Source organism: Mesotoga sp. Brook.08.105.5.1 (assembly GCF_002752635.1).
In the GTDB taxonomy this organism is placed as follows: Bacteria; Thermotogota; Thermotogae; order Petrotogales; family Kosmotogaceae; genus Mesotoga.
Genome location: NZ_AYTW01000021.1, coordinates 48,681 through 64,003, shown reverse-complemented (window position 1 = coordinate 64,003; position 15,323 = coordinate 48,681). Strand labels below are relative to the sequence as shown.

The window sequence follows — 15,323 nt, the reverse complement described above, 5'->3', positions numbered from 1 at the left end:
ATGAATCAAGAGCCCTAGGGCTTACTGGCAAGAAGTTCACTAGTACAATCGATTATGGGACTCATAGTAATGTGTTCCAAAATAACTACATAAGAAAACTCTGCTCGCAAAACGGAAAAGCAAAGAGAGATACTCTGTCGAATCCTAAGAAACGTAATTGGTCCTACTACTGGTCCCTTAAGAACCGCTGTACGCTGTGAAGAGCAGTTCCAAGTTATCAGTTCCGAGTTCCAAGCTACAGAACCAAAATCAAAAACATCACAGCTCATCATTCTGAAGAAAGAGCTTCCTTAAACAGGGATTCCGGTCAAGTACAAAATGAACAGCTCTTAGTCCTTGTTCTAAGCATGAGCACTGAAGAAATCAGCTATCTGGAAGCGAAAGCTTCTTCAAGAACTCCGAGGCGCAATCTTTGATCAGGGTTGCTCCCGCGGTATTTTGATGAACATGATCCACCGTCAATAGAAATCCATTTTCCTGCGAGAGAGCGTCCCAGCTCTTTCTCAACAAGATGTGTTTGAATATCATTCTCAATGTGAATTCCCAGGAGACTTCCCGCCCTGACGAAGGTCTTTTGTCTGCCTTTTTCAGGTAATCGCGCTGACGTTCATTGAGATCCATATAGCACAAGTCCATCTGTGAGGTTATCTTCTTGATTAGTTCAGAATACTCGACGCTTCTTTTGAAGAGAATATGTTCGGAATCTTCCGTGATCAAAGGCAGCGACATTACGCCTATATGAGCAATGGAGGAGGTCTTGAGCCTTTGGAGGATCCCAGCGAGGTTTCTTGCGTAGCTCTCTTTTGAAGGTCTCTCGGGTAGTCTATTCTTTCTGATATAGGCTTTCATGGTCTTTTCTGAGTAGGTCGCCCACACGTCATTTGTTCCTACCAGGAGAATAGCAATATCTGGCTTCATGCTGGTCACTTTCTCGATTCTCTTGAGAACGTCATAAGAGAGGTTTCCATTCACTCCACTATTTATAAACTCAAGCTTTCCCCCGAATTCGCTTTTCAGCATCTCGAAGTAGCTTGCACCCACGCGGCCATAGGTAATACTATCTCCAATACAGACAACGGTATTCATGCACACTCTCCTCATTATCACTTCTTACTATTATAGTCTTTATAATGCTCCATCCACTTCAATAAACTGCCGCTTTGAAAGACTATCATTTCTTTGAGGGTAGTATGAAATGGAGGACTTGCCAGATATGGGGAAAGGGAAAATACATATCTCATGCTGCTGTTCCCGTGTGAACCACATTTGGTTAGGGTTGCAAAGGAAGGAGAGTTAGTCGCTAAGCCTCGTTGTTGGAAAATTACTTGCTATAGCGAGAAACGGCGCCCATCGCGAAGACAGACGCCCATTTATAGAATTCCTTAGAAGCACTCAAGAAAATGCCACGCAATCCACTCATGGGTCTTTGTGGTGGTACGTCTCTTTCTCTTTTCGTTTTTCCGCTTGCTCAGCTCTTCTTAGATTCCTTGCCGTCAAAGTTGCGTTGGAGCATTCGGTTTTGGTCAACCAATCAGTCCCCACCAATCGCTCTAGAATTCATAAGTTTTCTAAGTCAACACCAACTATTCACCAGCTTTTTGAACTGGTGGCGGACAGTACAGGGGATCCAGCCCTTCGGGCAGTGGTATATAGATCCTCATGGTGAGCTTGAACTCCCCGTCAGGTGTCGGAAGCCAGTTCGACTCCTTTGATGCTCCGGGTGATTCATGCTGCAGATATAGAACCAGAGAGCCATCCTCGCCATATTTCAATTCTGATCTATCGCCGATAGAGTATCTGTTCAGGGGATTCTCCACAAGGAACTGGTCCTTGTCGTACATTGTGAGCGACCAGAATCCTCTCGGATCAACCGGAGGCAACCGATCCTTGCTGAAGGTAATGACGTAGTTGTATTTTGAACCATCCAGTGTGTCACCATCGCTATCAGACAGACAGTTCGGGTAGAAGGTCTCTTCCAGATCGTTCCCATACAGTCCAAGATGAGCTGCCGCCGCCCTCATCAGATGCAGACCCTGCATTCTGTCCCTATTACCGAAGATTCTTTCTGGCAAAGACCAGCCGTCCTGAACGATCCCTATCTTCGTCTCCATTGCATAGATCTCGTCCCGGGCTTCAGTTATTGCCTCCTCTACAGCTTCTCTTACGGCTTCTGAAAGGCTATCGGGATCGAATGGATAATTCGGTCCGATTCCGATCCTAGAAAAACCGTTGATTAGAACCTCCTCCGAAGGGTGTATTTCAAGCTGCCCGAGAAGAAAGTTGAAGTATCCGATAAACCCAGTCGAGTCGGCAACACTTTGATCGAAAGGAGGCAGATCTACGGAACGAGTCTCTTCCGTAGAAGGATTTCCGCAATAATCGCTGAGAGCCTGCGATTTGTACTGCTGCTGTATCTCGAGAACCCTTTGAAGGTCTCCTTCCAGCTCACTGTTCACGCCGGTTCTCACTACGCAGTAGACAAAATTACCTTCGCTGTACACCACCCTGTCTATGCCTGCGGGAATTTCTCCATCCCAGTGTGGACCGGCAACCATGAACGTCGTCGGGCCGGGGCCGGTCGTTCTCGCTCCAATATATGCTAAGTTGTGAGTGTACATGTCAACCAGCTGGAATGAGAAGTATCGGGCCGGGATCGCCGGGATGAAGATCACAATAGGTTCGACCGTAAGATCCATCCAGATCATTGAGTAGACGGTGTCGTTGTTTGGACGGACAATCATCTTGTTCTTTGGTCCGTATAGCTGTTTGTAATGGGTGAACTCGTTCAGCTCTCCCCAGCTCAACAGCTGTAAGAACATTGTTCTGTAGTGTTCGAGCATAGGGTAGGCGAAAATATAAGCCTCCTTCGCTATGGACTTCGCCTCGATTGGATCAAGAGTGAGTTCTGGCTGAAAGGAGAATAGGCTCGAGATCAACATAATCAGTATGAAACAGGTCATTACCAGTCTCTTTGAAACCACGGATACTCCTCCTCTTTCCTGAAAACTAAGACCAGTGTTCAGTTTAATTTGGCAATCATGAAAACTCCAATCGTGTTTCCAGTTAAAACGAATGGGCATAATGTGACTCTTAGCTGAAGCTGCAATGATTGAATTAGAGACGGGAGTTGCTCTCTAGTCGGGACTACACCAAATTTCCTGATTTCAAGATCGGATTCAAGACGCGAGACACGGCTAGTCAAAGGGTATGAAGCAAGTATAAGTTTTGAGCTAATTATACAGGGAGACACTCCAAATCAACATTGACGGAAACTCATGCAGCAAAAAGAGCAAGAACTGCGAACTACGCGTCTTCACCAGAAATTAGGTTGTCGAAGATGATAAGCGGAATGTGAGCCTTGGCCGAAAGACCGGGTTCAGTTCATTCTGGTGCCGACCGAGCCATCTAGCTTGACACGATACCGGGGGCCAACATAGTCAGTAACGTACATCCAGTTTCCGGCTACGCCGTCGAATTACCAGATGTTTATGTTATTGAGCTTCTCTCTTTCCGACTTCTGCAGGTAGTCCTTCGCAACGAGAGAACCCTTGAAGAGGTCGGTAGACATGATCAGTATAGATCCGAAGACGAAGATAATCGCGGCTCCAATAATCATGGAAAGCAGCTTTCCCGCTGCTCTATCCCTTTTGAGAAAAGCGATCATAGATAAGACAAAGCCCACAACTCCCAGAGCCATAACAGAGAAGACTGGCAGCGGAATCAATGAGAACTGTATCTGGGCAAAGAGCAAGACAACGAAGGCCAGACTAAGAAAGAAATCCCAGTTGCCTAATCGTGAATGGGGAAGGAAGGTAATCTTCATGCCAACATCTCCTTCATTCAGCCAGCCGGGATGACACCTGCTATCTGAGGCCCGAGTGAATCCTGCCAAGAGAAGGGATGCGATAGCAAAAGAATGAACGATAGAAGAAACCTCTCCTATGTATCTTCTTCAAGATCATATATCTGTGAGCTAGAATATAGTGCGATAAAGTGACTTCAATACAGGCGTTTGAAGTGGACTTTGGTGCGGTGAGAAGGTTGTTGGCAGGCCTTTTGCTTGTTTCCAAAGGATAGACCATGATAGTACTGTCTTCTTATTTCAGATGGGAGGGATATGATTTGAGCGACAGATATCTCACGATAGAGGAGCAGCTTTCGCTTCCTGTTGTAAACAGTCCCGTTATTTCGGCCGACGGCAAAAAGGTTGCTTATACGGTTAGGCGTACAGACTGGGACGACAATAAATACCTTAGAACGGTTGTGGTCTATGATGCGGAAAGTGGGACTGCTCTGCATGTCTCGAACGATGAATTCGACTCTTCTCTTCCCGATTGGGCTCCTGATTCTAGGAGACTTGCCTTTCTCCAGAAGACCGGCGGGGAAAACAAGAACGACGTTATGATCTTCGATTTCGAAGAGAAGCGAACGTTCAAACTGCTTACTTTCGAGAACGACATAAGCCAGATAAAGTGGAGTCGTAAGAACGACGGGCTTTATCTAGTTGCTGCCTCTCCCGAAGCCGAGGAACTTAAAAAGAGGAAAGAGAACTACGGCGAATTCGACTACATAGATGAAGAACCGAAGAACAGCTCGCTTTTCTTCGTTCATCTCTCACGCGCAATGAAGAAATACTCTTCAAGGTTCGAACTGCCCAAGGATATGAGATCTGAAGAGACGCTTTTCGATAAGCTGACAGACGGAAAGGAGTTTCATGTCTCTTCGATCGCTCTCTCTCCTGACGGAAATCATGTCGCCCTTCTTGCGCCTCCGACGAGCGATGTCAACGACTTCGACAAAGCAAAAGTATTTCTCATGAATGCCGATAGGAAACTGAAAGAACTGGCGCTGACGCATCCCAGGGGATTCGCATTCTCTCCTGATTCGAAGAAACTTGCAGTCGTCGTGCCCGAAGAAGAAGATCCCTGGATGGATAACGGGGCCGTTGAGATCGTAGATCTTTCAGATCTCTCAAAGAAACGGGTGGTGGTAAAACACGACCTGAACATAGAGCTGGTTTCCTGGACAGAGAAGGGTTTCTTCGTGAGCTGGATAGAAGACTCCACGATCAGCCTGGGCCTGCTGGGAGAGAAAGGCACCATCGCACGGCTGACGAATGAGGATCAGCTGGTTATGGCTTCCAGCACGACGCCAAATGGAGAGCACTTAGCGATGGCCATGGCCACAGATGATGAACCTGTCGAGATCTACCTCGATGGGAAGAAGATAACGGATATAGCGTCTTTGCAGCCCAAGAGAGAAAGGGTACGGAAGGAAAGACTCTCTTGGAAGAGCAACGACGGTACCGAAATCCACGGTGTCTTGAATCTCCCGGCCGACTTCGACTCGATGAAGAAACATCCGCTTGTGGTGCTTGTTCATGGAGGACCTACCTGGACGGCCCTTGCTGCGAGAGTGACCAGCAGTTATTACCCTGTCGAGCAGCTTGTTTCTAAAGGTGTACTTGTGCTGGAGCCCAACTACCGTGGGAGCGAGGGCTATGGAAGAGACTTCAGGAAACTGAATTACAGAAACCTGGGGATTGGAGATTACCAAGACGTAATTAGCGGAGTCGATCATCTTATCGAAAAAGGTTATGTGGACAAGGACCTCGTTGGAGTCATGGGCTGGAGCCAGGGCGGGTACATCTCGGCCTTCTGTGCAACTTACGGAAAGAGATTCAAAGCCGCTTCCGTAGGAGCCGGGATATCCAACTGGATGACTTATCATGTGAACACAGACATCCATGAATTCTGTCACCGATACCTCGGCGACAACCCCTGGGAAGATCCTCGGATATACGAGCAGACTTCGCCTATGACTTACATAAAGAATGCGTCCACTCCAACGCTCATCCAGCATGGCGGCTCGGACACGAGAGTTCCACCGCCTAACGCCTTCGAACTTTATCAGGGGTTGAGAGAGATGAACGTTCCCGTCAGACTCGTGATCTAAAAGGGCATGGGTCACGGCGCAGACAAGCCCGGCCTCCACAGGGCGATAATGACTCAGAATCTCGCCTGGTTCAGCCACTATCTTCTCGGCGAACCTTTAGAAGAGTCTTTCAAATTGAAAAGGGTCGATCGGGAGAAGACAGAGAAAAGCTAACACAGCAGGGCGTTTTGCATTGCTGCCTGGAACATACAGTGACCTTGTCTGCCTGTGTCAAGACAGTGCTTTCCAAGATCATCTGAAACGAGTGGAGAGGTTCGGTTCAGCGGGCTTGGATAAGTGTAAAATCGAGATTTGAAGAGCCTCAGAACCCTTCAGTCCGAGAGGTGTTGAAATGAAGATCTTCAAAAATGGAAATCTTATGGTCGTGACAGATGACAAAGGGATCATCGACTGCGACGGCGAAAAGGCTGCCGGACTTTACCTGGAGGACACCCGTTTCATTTCGAGAATGGTCCTCAAATCATCGTTACCACTCAGAAGACTTCACTCTGACTTTTCATGGGACGGGATTGAAGTCCGCTATCTTGGCCTATCTAAACCCGAGGCTCCACATTTCGATATCTACGTAACTGAAAGCCTCCGCGCGGAGGGAAACACACTTTACACAGAGCTCACGGTCAGGAACTATTCGGCAGAGGATATAGAAGTGTCCTTCAAATTTGAAATCAGCTGCGTCTTTGAAGACATGTTTTCTGTTAGAGGAGAAAACGACGCTTACAAAGGGTTGGATATATCTAGGACGCTGTTATCATCTACAACGAATAACTTTGAGTTTGAAAGTGATTTCGAGAAAGACATCGTTGAGAACTCTCTACCGGCTCTTTCAATGAAAATGAAGTCTGGCGGAAGTTCCAGCCTTTCCGGGAAGCTCAGACTCAGCAAAGAATTGAAGAAAGAAGTGATCTTCAAGAAGATGTTGTCGGAAAGACCCGTGAAGGACATCTCACCTGTCAAAAACACTCCGCTGCTGAATGAAAGGGAGCTGGGGGATCTCAAGACTCTCATGATACCCACGATCTATGGGGACTTTCCTGGAGCCGGTCTTCCCTGGTACGCGACCGTCTTCGGAAGGGACAGCCTCATCTTTGGCCTTCAGACAGTTGATCTCCTTCCCAAAATAGCGAGAAATATTCTTACGGCACATGCTCACCTTCAAAGTGAAGAGGAAGATCACAGGACCGAAGCGCAGCCGGGAAAGATCGTTCACGAGACACGCCTGAACGAGCTTTCTCTGTCAGGAAAACTCCCCTTCGAAAGATACTACGGCACGATCGATGCTACCCTTCTCTTCATAATGCTAGCTCACAGGTATTACGTTCAGACAGATGACAATAACTTCGTGAAATCCATTGAGAAGAACATCGTGGCAGCTGCAAAATGGATCGACGATTATGCCGACCCAGATAACGACGGATATATCGAGTTTGCTCCTTCGGGCAGCGGCCTCGTAAATCAGGGCTGGAAGGATTCCTCAGATTCGGTGAGCTTCGCAGACGGAAGGCTTGCAGAACCGCCCCTTGCCCTCGTAGAGGTTCAGGGATATCTGTACGACGCTTTCAAATGCCTCGAAAAGCTCATGGTTCTCTTTGACAAAAGAGAGATGGCCTCGCTCTATGCCTCTAGAGCGGCAACTCTAAAGATCAATTTCAATCGTGATTTCTGGCTCGAGAGCGAGAGCTACTTCGCTACGGCTCTCGACAAAGACAAGAACCCGGTCGATTCGATAACTTCAAACCCAGGCCACTGCCTCATGACAGGGATAGTGGACGAAGACAAAGCAGAGGCGCTAGTGGAACGGCTCTTTTCCGAAGAAATGTACACCGGCTGGGGAATAAGAACGCTCTCGAGCAGAATGAAGCGCTACAATCCCTTCTCCTACCACAACGGTAGCGTCTGGCCGCACGACAACTCGCTTATTCTGCTTGGGCTTATGAATTACGGTTTTTCGGAAAAGGCCAAAGGGCTCGCTCTAGACCTCTTGAAGGCGAAGGAAAGGCATCATGACAATCGCCTCCTCGAACTCTTCAGCGGTCTGTCAAAAATCGAGACGTCAGGAAAGTTAATAGAGTATCCCGCCAGCTGCTCACCTCAGTTGTGGTCAACAGGAACGCTCTCTGTAATATCTAGGGTACTGGACGCCTGAATAAGAGAATCTATCCTGGAAACTGCTTTTGGTAAGCCTTCTGGGCTTAACGGTTTTCGAAGCAAGTTCAGCCTCCGGACCCTTACATCGATAAAGATGGCGATATCGACATCGACCTGTTCTTCCAATCTCACCGATGCCTTCAAATACGAGAATTGGGTCTACGGAATTCTGGAAGGAGATATGTGAGAACTCTTAGGTAGTCATCCTCTCTGTAGGAGTTCTTGGGGTAAGAACGACTTATTGACACTCCCCATGTCTAAAGGCAGGGGATTCTTGGGTGATTAAACCGAAGTCCATTTCTGGTATCGGAGTATGACCCCAAGTTCAGGGCTGTGCCATCAGCCCGTCCCTAGGCAGAGCATATTAGCTCCTAGGGCTGGCAGACTATCGCTTACGCTACACCATCTGCCACAGACTTATTAGTCCGCTAATTTGTTTTTAGGTCTTGTACATGACGACATATAGAGTTTTACCTGATAGATGATTAGCTATCAGAACCCCATACTCTATCCAATTTTCAAAGAACGTTTTTATGACTTCTGCTTGTCGCCATCGACTGATGGATTATTTATAATATGCCATGAATGTGCCTTATATCCCCATAGCTGAAGCTAGGGGCTTTACGGCACTTTCGGTAAATATCGGCCCTCTATAAAGAATGAGCAATACCAATCAGCTGCTCATTTCAAATTCTAGCGTAACGATCTTCTTCGGTCCACACGCAACTGAGACGAGATTGTTCTGAATAGGTATCTCTTCTTCTCTTTTCTCAGCGGCTGTACACAAGCAGGCTTTGCTAAACAGACCTTCTCTCAGTCGAATCTTGACGTTATCGGACTCTTCTGAGAAATTGACTAATCTGAGGATAATACTCTCCCCATTCTCAGCCTTTTTTATTGCAGTTACTTCCGTCGTCAAACTATCTACGGTCAGTGGTGTCTCAGGCCGCCTACCTGCGAAGCCTATCGACAGAGGCTTCTTCAGATAGCTACAACTTCTCTTTACGATGTCTTCAAGGGAATCTATGAAGAAGACGGCGTATTCAAAGGTGAGACTCCCTTTCATTTGTGCCCCGGGTGTTTCTATCTTCGGCCCTGCAGGCCGTTTCATACTCGATAGAGGATAGGGAGAAGCTATGTGGCCCACTGCCCTGAACAGGGTTAACTTAAGACCTTGCTCGAAACTTTCAAACTCGTTTATTCCTTTGGTGCTTACTGCGAAACCGCTGTATCTGTCAGTGTTCTCGATTTCTCCGAAGACACCGTTATTGGGTCTGGCAAGAGGTTCATCCTCGATCCAATTCGGGTTGATTTTTGAGGGCTGGCTCTTTGGTGTTGTTACGATGTCGAACGGAGTTTTGTAGAAGAGAGCGTTCCCTGGTTTTTCCCTCCAGAAATTTACCTGAAGTCTGTGATTCTCGCAACTGTTAGCAATCTCAGTCTCGATTTCTAAAATACTGCTCGATTCCATCAGTCTCAGAGTGCAGTGAACTGGCATTTCAGTTCTTGAAAGAGAGCGCTTGCGTCCGTTCTCAACAAGACCGACTGGCACCGAAAGTGTGTAACTAAGTCTTATAGCCCTTGCTAGTGGCCCGTTTTCTATTACTTCTACTGTCTCTAGGGAGCCGGAACTCGTAACAATGGTATCGGTAAGCGGCCTTGAATAAACGTAACCATCTCCACAATCGCCACCGTCTTCGAAGAGGTTCGTGAAGAGCTTTTCACCGGTGGCTTTGCTCATTATCTCAACTCTTCCATCGGGCATTGCGGTGACCATCAAAAACTTGTTCTCAAGACATCGACTGTTATTTGCTTTATACAGGTCATGATTGATCGGTCTGCTCGAACTGCATATCTGGAACTTGTCGAAGGAAAGCCCGTCAATTTGCGACCCAAGATAACCCTTCACAGAGACAACTTTCTCTATAGGCGCCGAACCGCCAAGATAGTTCAGAGACTTCTCGGTTTCGCGTAAAGAAGAAATCTGGAAGTCCACTTCTTCACCTGTCTCGTTCTTCACAACAGGTCTCTTTGAGAGGTTGTCGAATGCAATATGAGGAAGATCAATCTCTATCTCCACAGGACTAGTCGGACATTGTGATGGATTGAAGACAACAAAGAAGTCATTTTCTCCTTCGGAAGCGGCTCCGCTCAAGCTTGAAAGCGAATCCATTGCTATATTTCTGCTTATCTCAATACTGTGGGAGTATCTGCGCGATACGTCTAAATGGACTTCATCCACACTGCAGCCACCTATGCTGTCATGGGCAAGGTTCTGAAGAACCAGCTTCCAAGCCTTCTGCAAGAAGCCTCCCGGATGCCGCTTTCCTAAGAGTAGAGCGAACGACGCAAGTGGCTCAGCATAACTCTCTAGCCAGTTTAGCGCGTCAAAGTTTTCGCGCTTGTTTTTGCACCTGGAGGAGAGGACGTTGGGTAGAATGAAATTGAAGTATCCCCTCTTGGAGATGTTAACGTTTTTCAGCTGCCCGTGAAGAACTCTTATTCCTTCGGTGGCAGGTATCCTTTTCTTCAGCTCCGCCGCCAAGTCATTGAAAAGCGCCTGTTTGCAGGAAAGACAGTTGTCGGTCTCTTTTAGCTGATCTATGAACGGAAGAATCGACTCGCTTGGCTGAACATGGTCGCAGCCATCCATCAGCACCACCATGCCGGTTGCGGAGTTTTCCATGAACTCCTTTGCAGAGCCTATAAAGAATGCCGAATCGACAGGTTGACCCTCAGGTGTGAATGCCATGTTGCAGTAACCCAGTCTTTCCGGGAGTCTGTAAGTGTACAGACTGCTCCCATCGGCTCCCTCCCAGATGAATTCCCATGGCAAGTCATCGCCAGACACTCCGCGCCAAATTAGTGACGAAGTGATCCCGAAATGTCTAGCTATTTGCGGAATTTGAGAATTGTGTCCGAAAGTGTCGGGAAGATAGGCCAGCTTCTGTGGATCTCCAAACTCGTGTGCTATCTGGGAACCAAGCAGAAGGTTGCGGATCAACGACTCGCCATCGGAGAGAAACTCATCGGCCTGAACGTACCAGGGACCAACGCCAATCCTACCTGATGTCACAAGTTCCTCGAGAACTCGGCGCATCTCCGGCCTGATCTCCAGATAGTCTTCCAGTATCACTAGCTGTCCATCAAGGTTGAAGCAACGGTATTCTGTACTACTCTGTAGGATTTCTATTAGCTTATCCATTGCCTTTACAAGTCTATACCTGAAGGATTCAAACGACTCGTACCACTCCCTGTCCCAGTGGGTGTGGGAGAGGACGAGCACGATTCTATCTTTTCCTGCCACAGTACACACCTCTTCCATAATTATAAGCCGTGTCAAATAGTCGAAAAACCTTCTCCGGAGCTATTTCCATTTGAATGTTGTGAATCGAAGCGAAGACAAAACCACCTCCGGGAGAGAGTATGTCTATACGCCTCTTTACATCATCTCTAACGTCATCCAATGTTCCGAAGGGCAGCACATGCTGAGTGTCACATCCGCCTCCCCAGAATACGATATCCTTTCCGAACTCCCGTTTGAGCATCGCAGGTTCCATGTTTTTTGCACTCGTCTGGACGGGATTGAGGACCTGGACGCCGGCCTCTATGAAATCACCGATGAAGGGATAAACAGAACCACAGGAGTGTAGGAATATAAACAGCCCGGGTTTCTTCGAATGAATATAATTGCACAGCGCCTGCAAACGTGGTTTGAAGAGCGCTCTGAAAAGCCGAGACGAAATCTGCGTATTCTCCTGTGTTCCGTAATCATCTCCAATCTGTATAAGGTCGATTTCGTCACCGAATTCATGAAGGTACCTTTCGAGCTCAACGGTGTACTTCTCGAGAAGCTTGTCAAGGAAGTATTCGACTAACGGTCGATCCGTTATGATTCTCTCCATGAACTCCTGATAACCAAAGTAGGTGTGTCCTGCCTCGAGAAAGTTGCCTCCAAACGTTCCCATTACCGCACAGTCAGCGGAGTTCCTAATTTCCATAAGCTGGCTTTTCAGAAAAGCGATCTCCCTCTCTGAAAGACCAGAACGGACGAGTCCGTCAATTGCCTTTTTGTCTTCTGTGCCAGCCAAGGGAAAGTATTTCCCGTCGAAGTAGAATCCGCCTCTTGGCATGCTGGCTACGATCCGGCCGTCATTCATAATGACTCTAGAACCATCGGCTAACGTGACTGGATCGAAACCCGCAGGCAAAAGATACCTTCCGCCGTCTTCGAACAAGTCGAACTCTATCCATTCATCTATTCTTGTATCAAAGCCGCCGTCGAGTCTCTTGAGTTCTACGACGTCAGAATGCATGCTCTTTCTTACTTCTTCTTCGACCAGGGCCAGTTGCTGGAAAACGTCGTAGATTTTCACCGATGTGTCTGATAGTCCAAGGTACTCCTTAAGCTTCCTGTATGCTATTGCATGGATTCCAGTCGATCTCATTCCACCAAAATCTATAGGGACCCGATCCGGTTCCCTGTGGTTCAGGGCTTCTATTATTCTCTCTTTTGAAGTTATTTCGATCACCCCACTTGAAGATCTGTGCGAAGGAATTCATATGCCTTCAGGTCATATCTTCTCCCATCACCTGCGATGAGATAGCCTTTCTCTCCAGCAACTTCCTTAGCAAGAAGGACCGGCTTCATTGATCTATCCTGAGCGAGAAACAGTTCGACATTGTCGCTCGCCTTCAGTCCTGCGAGGATAGGAGCAGCCTTTCGGCCACTCTTGAATACTGAGATTGGATTTCTCATGGTAACGGAATACTTGTGCAATCCGGTCGATCCAGTCGACAGCCTAACAGCGAAATCCATGGGTTCGCCGTTGAGAAAGGGGCTGGCAAAGCGGTTCTGCAGGTTGCCGTTAAAAAGTCTGAAGAACAATCTCCCACTTGCCGGAAGGTCCCGTCTGAATCGTAAAGGTGAAGGAGAGGCGAAGTCAACCAGGTTTATGCCTTCGAGGCCTATATTCACCGAAAATCCACTGCCAGTATCATCGATTCTAAGTCCCCCGAGTACTGTCAGAGTATCCGTCCCGCTTCCGCTGATTAGATCACCCTGCGGGGCGATTCTTCCGGGAGTGGAGTAGCTGATCTCCGGCCGCTCAACGTTGAGCGGAACTTCGAGAAACAGAAAGTCAGACGGACCGACGTCGTAGATGTAGTGGATTCTTACAGACAAGATTATCTCCGCAGATTCTGCTGGCAATATGAAGGATTTTCTGAAGGGCCTGCAGAATCTATCTATGGGCTGGAATTCAATCACCTTACCCCACCGTGATTCGAAGACCCTAAAGCCACACTTGACTGGCAGATAATCCTCTTCTCTATTTGGAGAAGCTTTTCCTGTGTACAACTCGTCGTGTTCTATAGCGTCTGCCAAGTTTTCTGTCGGGTTGACAGCGGTACGCACTATTTTGAGCTTTCCAGCCGTCAGAGATGAAGAAAGGAGTTCTCGCCCGTTCTCCTTGGCCACGATTGATTCAAGTTCTCCCCGATCGTTGAAGGATAGATCGAAGTGATCGGTCGAAACCTCTAAGTTACCTGTCGAGCTTTCAGAAACTGAATTTCTTCCAGCTTTCTTCCGTGGCAGAAAACGCCTGTGCTCGAAGCCCTTGAGTTCGCCAGGGTCGAAAAAGAGCTTCCCGCTGTAGAATAATGAAGAGACCTCAGTTCCATCGGGAGCTTCCAAAGAAAGTTCCGGATCGTCACAATTCATAACACAAAAATCATTGCGCGTCAGCCCTGTTGGGTTGAACGCCGTAATGTAATTGCCAGAACCAAAGACTCTCTCTCGTAGACTATTGATTGTCTTGCAGGCCAGGCGGTTAGCCCGAAATACCCAGCCGAAACCCTGAGTTACTGCATCAAGGATTGCCTCGGGGTCTTTAGAGAGATACAGACCTCCACCTCCCGAATGCTCGTCGAATCCCCCGATCAATTCAAAAGCTTCCTCGATCTCTTTATGGTTCTCCCCATTTGAAAGCCCGTTTAGAATCGAAGCTTCATGCAGAATGGAGAAGGTATGCGAAGAAAGTGAGTTCTCCCTGGGATAAGCCAGAATATTAGAAGTCCACCATCCGTTGAATTCACCTTCTACGTCTTGAATTACTGAACACCAAGGTCTAAGTCTATCGAAAAAACTATCGATCGTTGCTGTGGAGATATGCGGGTTTCTCCACGAGGCGTTCCAATCTTTTATCAGTTCGACCGGCGTGAATATAGGTTCTCTGTTGTCGATTGCCATTGGAATTGCATAGACCGGGAATTCATATTCTCTGACATCGAGTGAAGCGAGTTTGTCTATAACCTCGCCTTTCAAGGTTTCAATATCGCTTCCGAAGAATCTATGTCCTTCAATGTAGGCCCATTTAGGATCATCCGTGAACCAGGCGAGTATCTTTGCTCCACTCGGAAGCCTCCACCAGAAAGGCGACTTCAGGTTCGTGTATTCCTTGAAAGGGGCCACGAAATTGTTTATCGACATGAATAAATTTTCCACACCTGTATCGAAGAGTAGCTCCAGGAGTCCGGTACTCACCCCTGGTACATCGCTGAGAAAGGCGCTCTTGATTTTCATACCCGATGCTCTTAGCGACCTGGTTCTCTCCAGAGAATGGAAGAGTTCCTCGAACTCTGTCCTGTCTGCATAATGGTGAAGAAATAGCGCTCCAATTCCAAATTCTCCCCTTTTCAGCAGATCACGGGCCGTCTCATAATCGGCTTGACCGTATCTCTTTTCGAAACACGAAAAGGCCCAGGTCGTTTCAATATTCCACCTGAATCGCGATTCTTCCGGCAAGGGCAAGCTGTCATTGTAGAACTGAATCGCCTTTGCGGTGTAATGAGCCTGGAGTCTCTCGACTTCCTTTATGGGGGCCGTGTAACCAAGGTCAACGTGAGAAAACATTAGTAGATTGAAATCAATTATCCTTGGCCGGTCAAGCTCTATACTCTCCTCCAACCTCTCCTGACAAGATGCAACGATGATCTTGACCGGGCCACTCTCAACTGTGAACAACTCTTCCGACTCACCCGGAGCGACAGATGTTGAGCTCTCTTGTTCTCTCTGTGAGATAGTTATATTGCATCTCTTCTCTGACGAATTGGCAATTATCACCAAGCGAGGCCGAAGCTCGGATCTCTTCAGAAGGTCTGTGAACTGAATATCTATTCTTATTGAATCTCCTTTGACCAAAACAGATTTCACGTTATTGCCC

General features: G+C 47.6%; 8 protein-coding genes. 2 read left to right on the top strand and 6 right to left on the bottom strand.

Features of this window, described 5'->3' with window-relative positions:
- Positions 1 to 363: 363 nt before the first annotated feature.
- The 3 genes from V512_RS08805 to V512_RS08795 form a co-directional block, all read right to left on the bottom strand.
- Complete coding sequence (locus V512_RS08805) at positions 364 to 1,086, bottom strand: GDSL-type esterase/lipase family protein (RefSeq protein ID WP_099830116.1); 723 nt, start codon at positions 1,084 to 1,086, stop codon at positions 364 to 366.
- A gap of 497 nt (positions 1,087 to 1,583) precedes the next feature.
- Complete coding sequence (locus V512_RS08800; protein WP_099830115.1) at positions 1,584 to 2,981, bottom strand: DUF1254 domain-containing protein; 1,398 nt, start codon at positions 2,979 to 2,981, stop codon at positions 1,584 to 1,586.
- A 494-nt stretch (positions 2,982 to 3,475) separates the two neighbouring features.
- Positions 3,476 to 3,823 (bottom strand): hypothetical protein, encoded by a 348-nt coding sequence (locus V512_RS08795; RefSeq protein ID WP_243392342.1) that lies wholly within the window; start codon positions 3,821 to 3,823, stop codon positions 3,476 to 3,478.
- Between the two features lie 299 nt (positions 3,824 to 4,122).
- Here V512_RS08795 and V512_RS08790 point away from each other — a divergent pair, with 299 nt between their 5' ends.
- Complete coding sequence (locus V512_RS08790; protein ID WP_243392341.1) at positions 4,123 to 5,955, top strand: S9 family peptidase; 1,833 nt, start codon at positions 4,123 to 4,125, stop codon at positions 5,953 to 5,955.
- A gap of 331 nt (positions 5,956 to 6,286) precedes the next feature.
- Positions 6,287 to 8,098 carry an amylo-alpha-1,6-glucosidase gene (locus V512_RS08785; protein WP_099830114.1) on the top strand — a complete coding sequence of 604 codons (1,812 nt, stop codon included), beginning with the start codon at positions 6,287 to 6,289 and terminating at the stop codon, positions 8,096 to 8,098.
- A gap of 675 nt (positions 8,099 to 8,773) precedes the next feature.
- Here V512_RS08785 and V512_RS08780 read toward each other — a convergent pair.
- Genes V512_RS08780 through V512_RS08770 form a run of 3 tightly spaced genes read right to left on the bottom strand, consistent with a single transcriptional unit; the run spans position 8,774 to position 15,313 of the window.
- The gene (locus V512_RS08780) at positions 8,774 to 11,407 is read right to left on the bottom strand and encodes a glycosyl hydrolase-related protein (RefSeq protein ID WP_165775371.1); all 2,634 of its coding nucleotides are present in this window, start codon (positions 11,405 to 11,407) and stop codon (positions 8,774 to 8,776) included.
- Positions 11,391 to 12,632 carry a uroporphyrinogen decarboxylase family protein gene (locus V512_RS08775; RefSeq protein ID WP_099830112.1) on the bottom strand — a complete coding sequence of 414 codons (1,242 nt, stop codon included), beginning with the start codon at positions 12,630 to 12,632 and terminating at the stop codon, positions 11,391 to 11,393. Before V512_RS08775 ends, V512_RS08780 begins: the two co-directional genes overlap by 17 nt.
- Positions 12,629 to 15,313, bottom strand: a complete 2,685-nt coding sequence (locus tag V512_RS08770) for a hypothetical protein (RefSeq protein WP_099830111.1) — start codon at positions 15,311 to 15,313, stop codon at positions 12,629 to 12,631. Before V512_RS08770 ends, V512_RS08775 begins: the two co-directional genes overlap by 4 nt.
- Between the last annotated feature and the right edge of the window lie 10 nt (positions 15,314 to 15,323).

Excerpts from the sequence above, each read along its gene's own strand:
- V512_RS08805 (WP_099830116.1), bottom strand. The coding sequence starts at position 1,086 with ATGAATACCGTTGTCTGTATTGGAGATAGTATTACCTATGGCCGCGTG.
- V512_RS08795 (WP_243392342.1), bottom strand. The coding sequence starts at position 3,823 with ATGAAGATTACCTTCCTTCCCCATTCACGATTAGGCAACTGGGATTTC.
- V512_RS08785 (WP_099830114.1), top strand. The coding sequence starts at position 6,287 with ATGAAGATCTTCAAAAATGGAAATCTTATGGTCGTGACAGATGACAAA.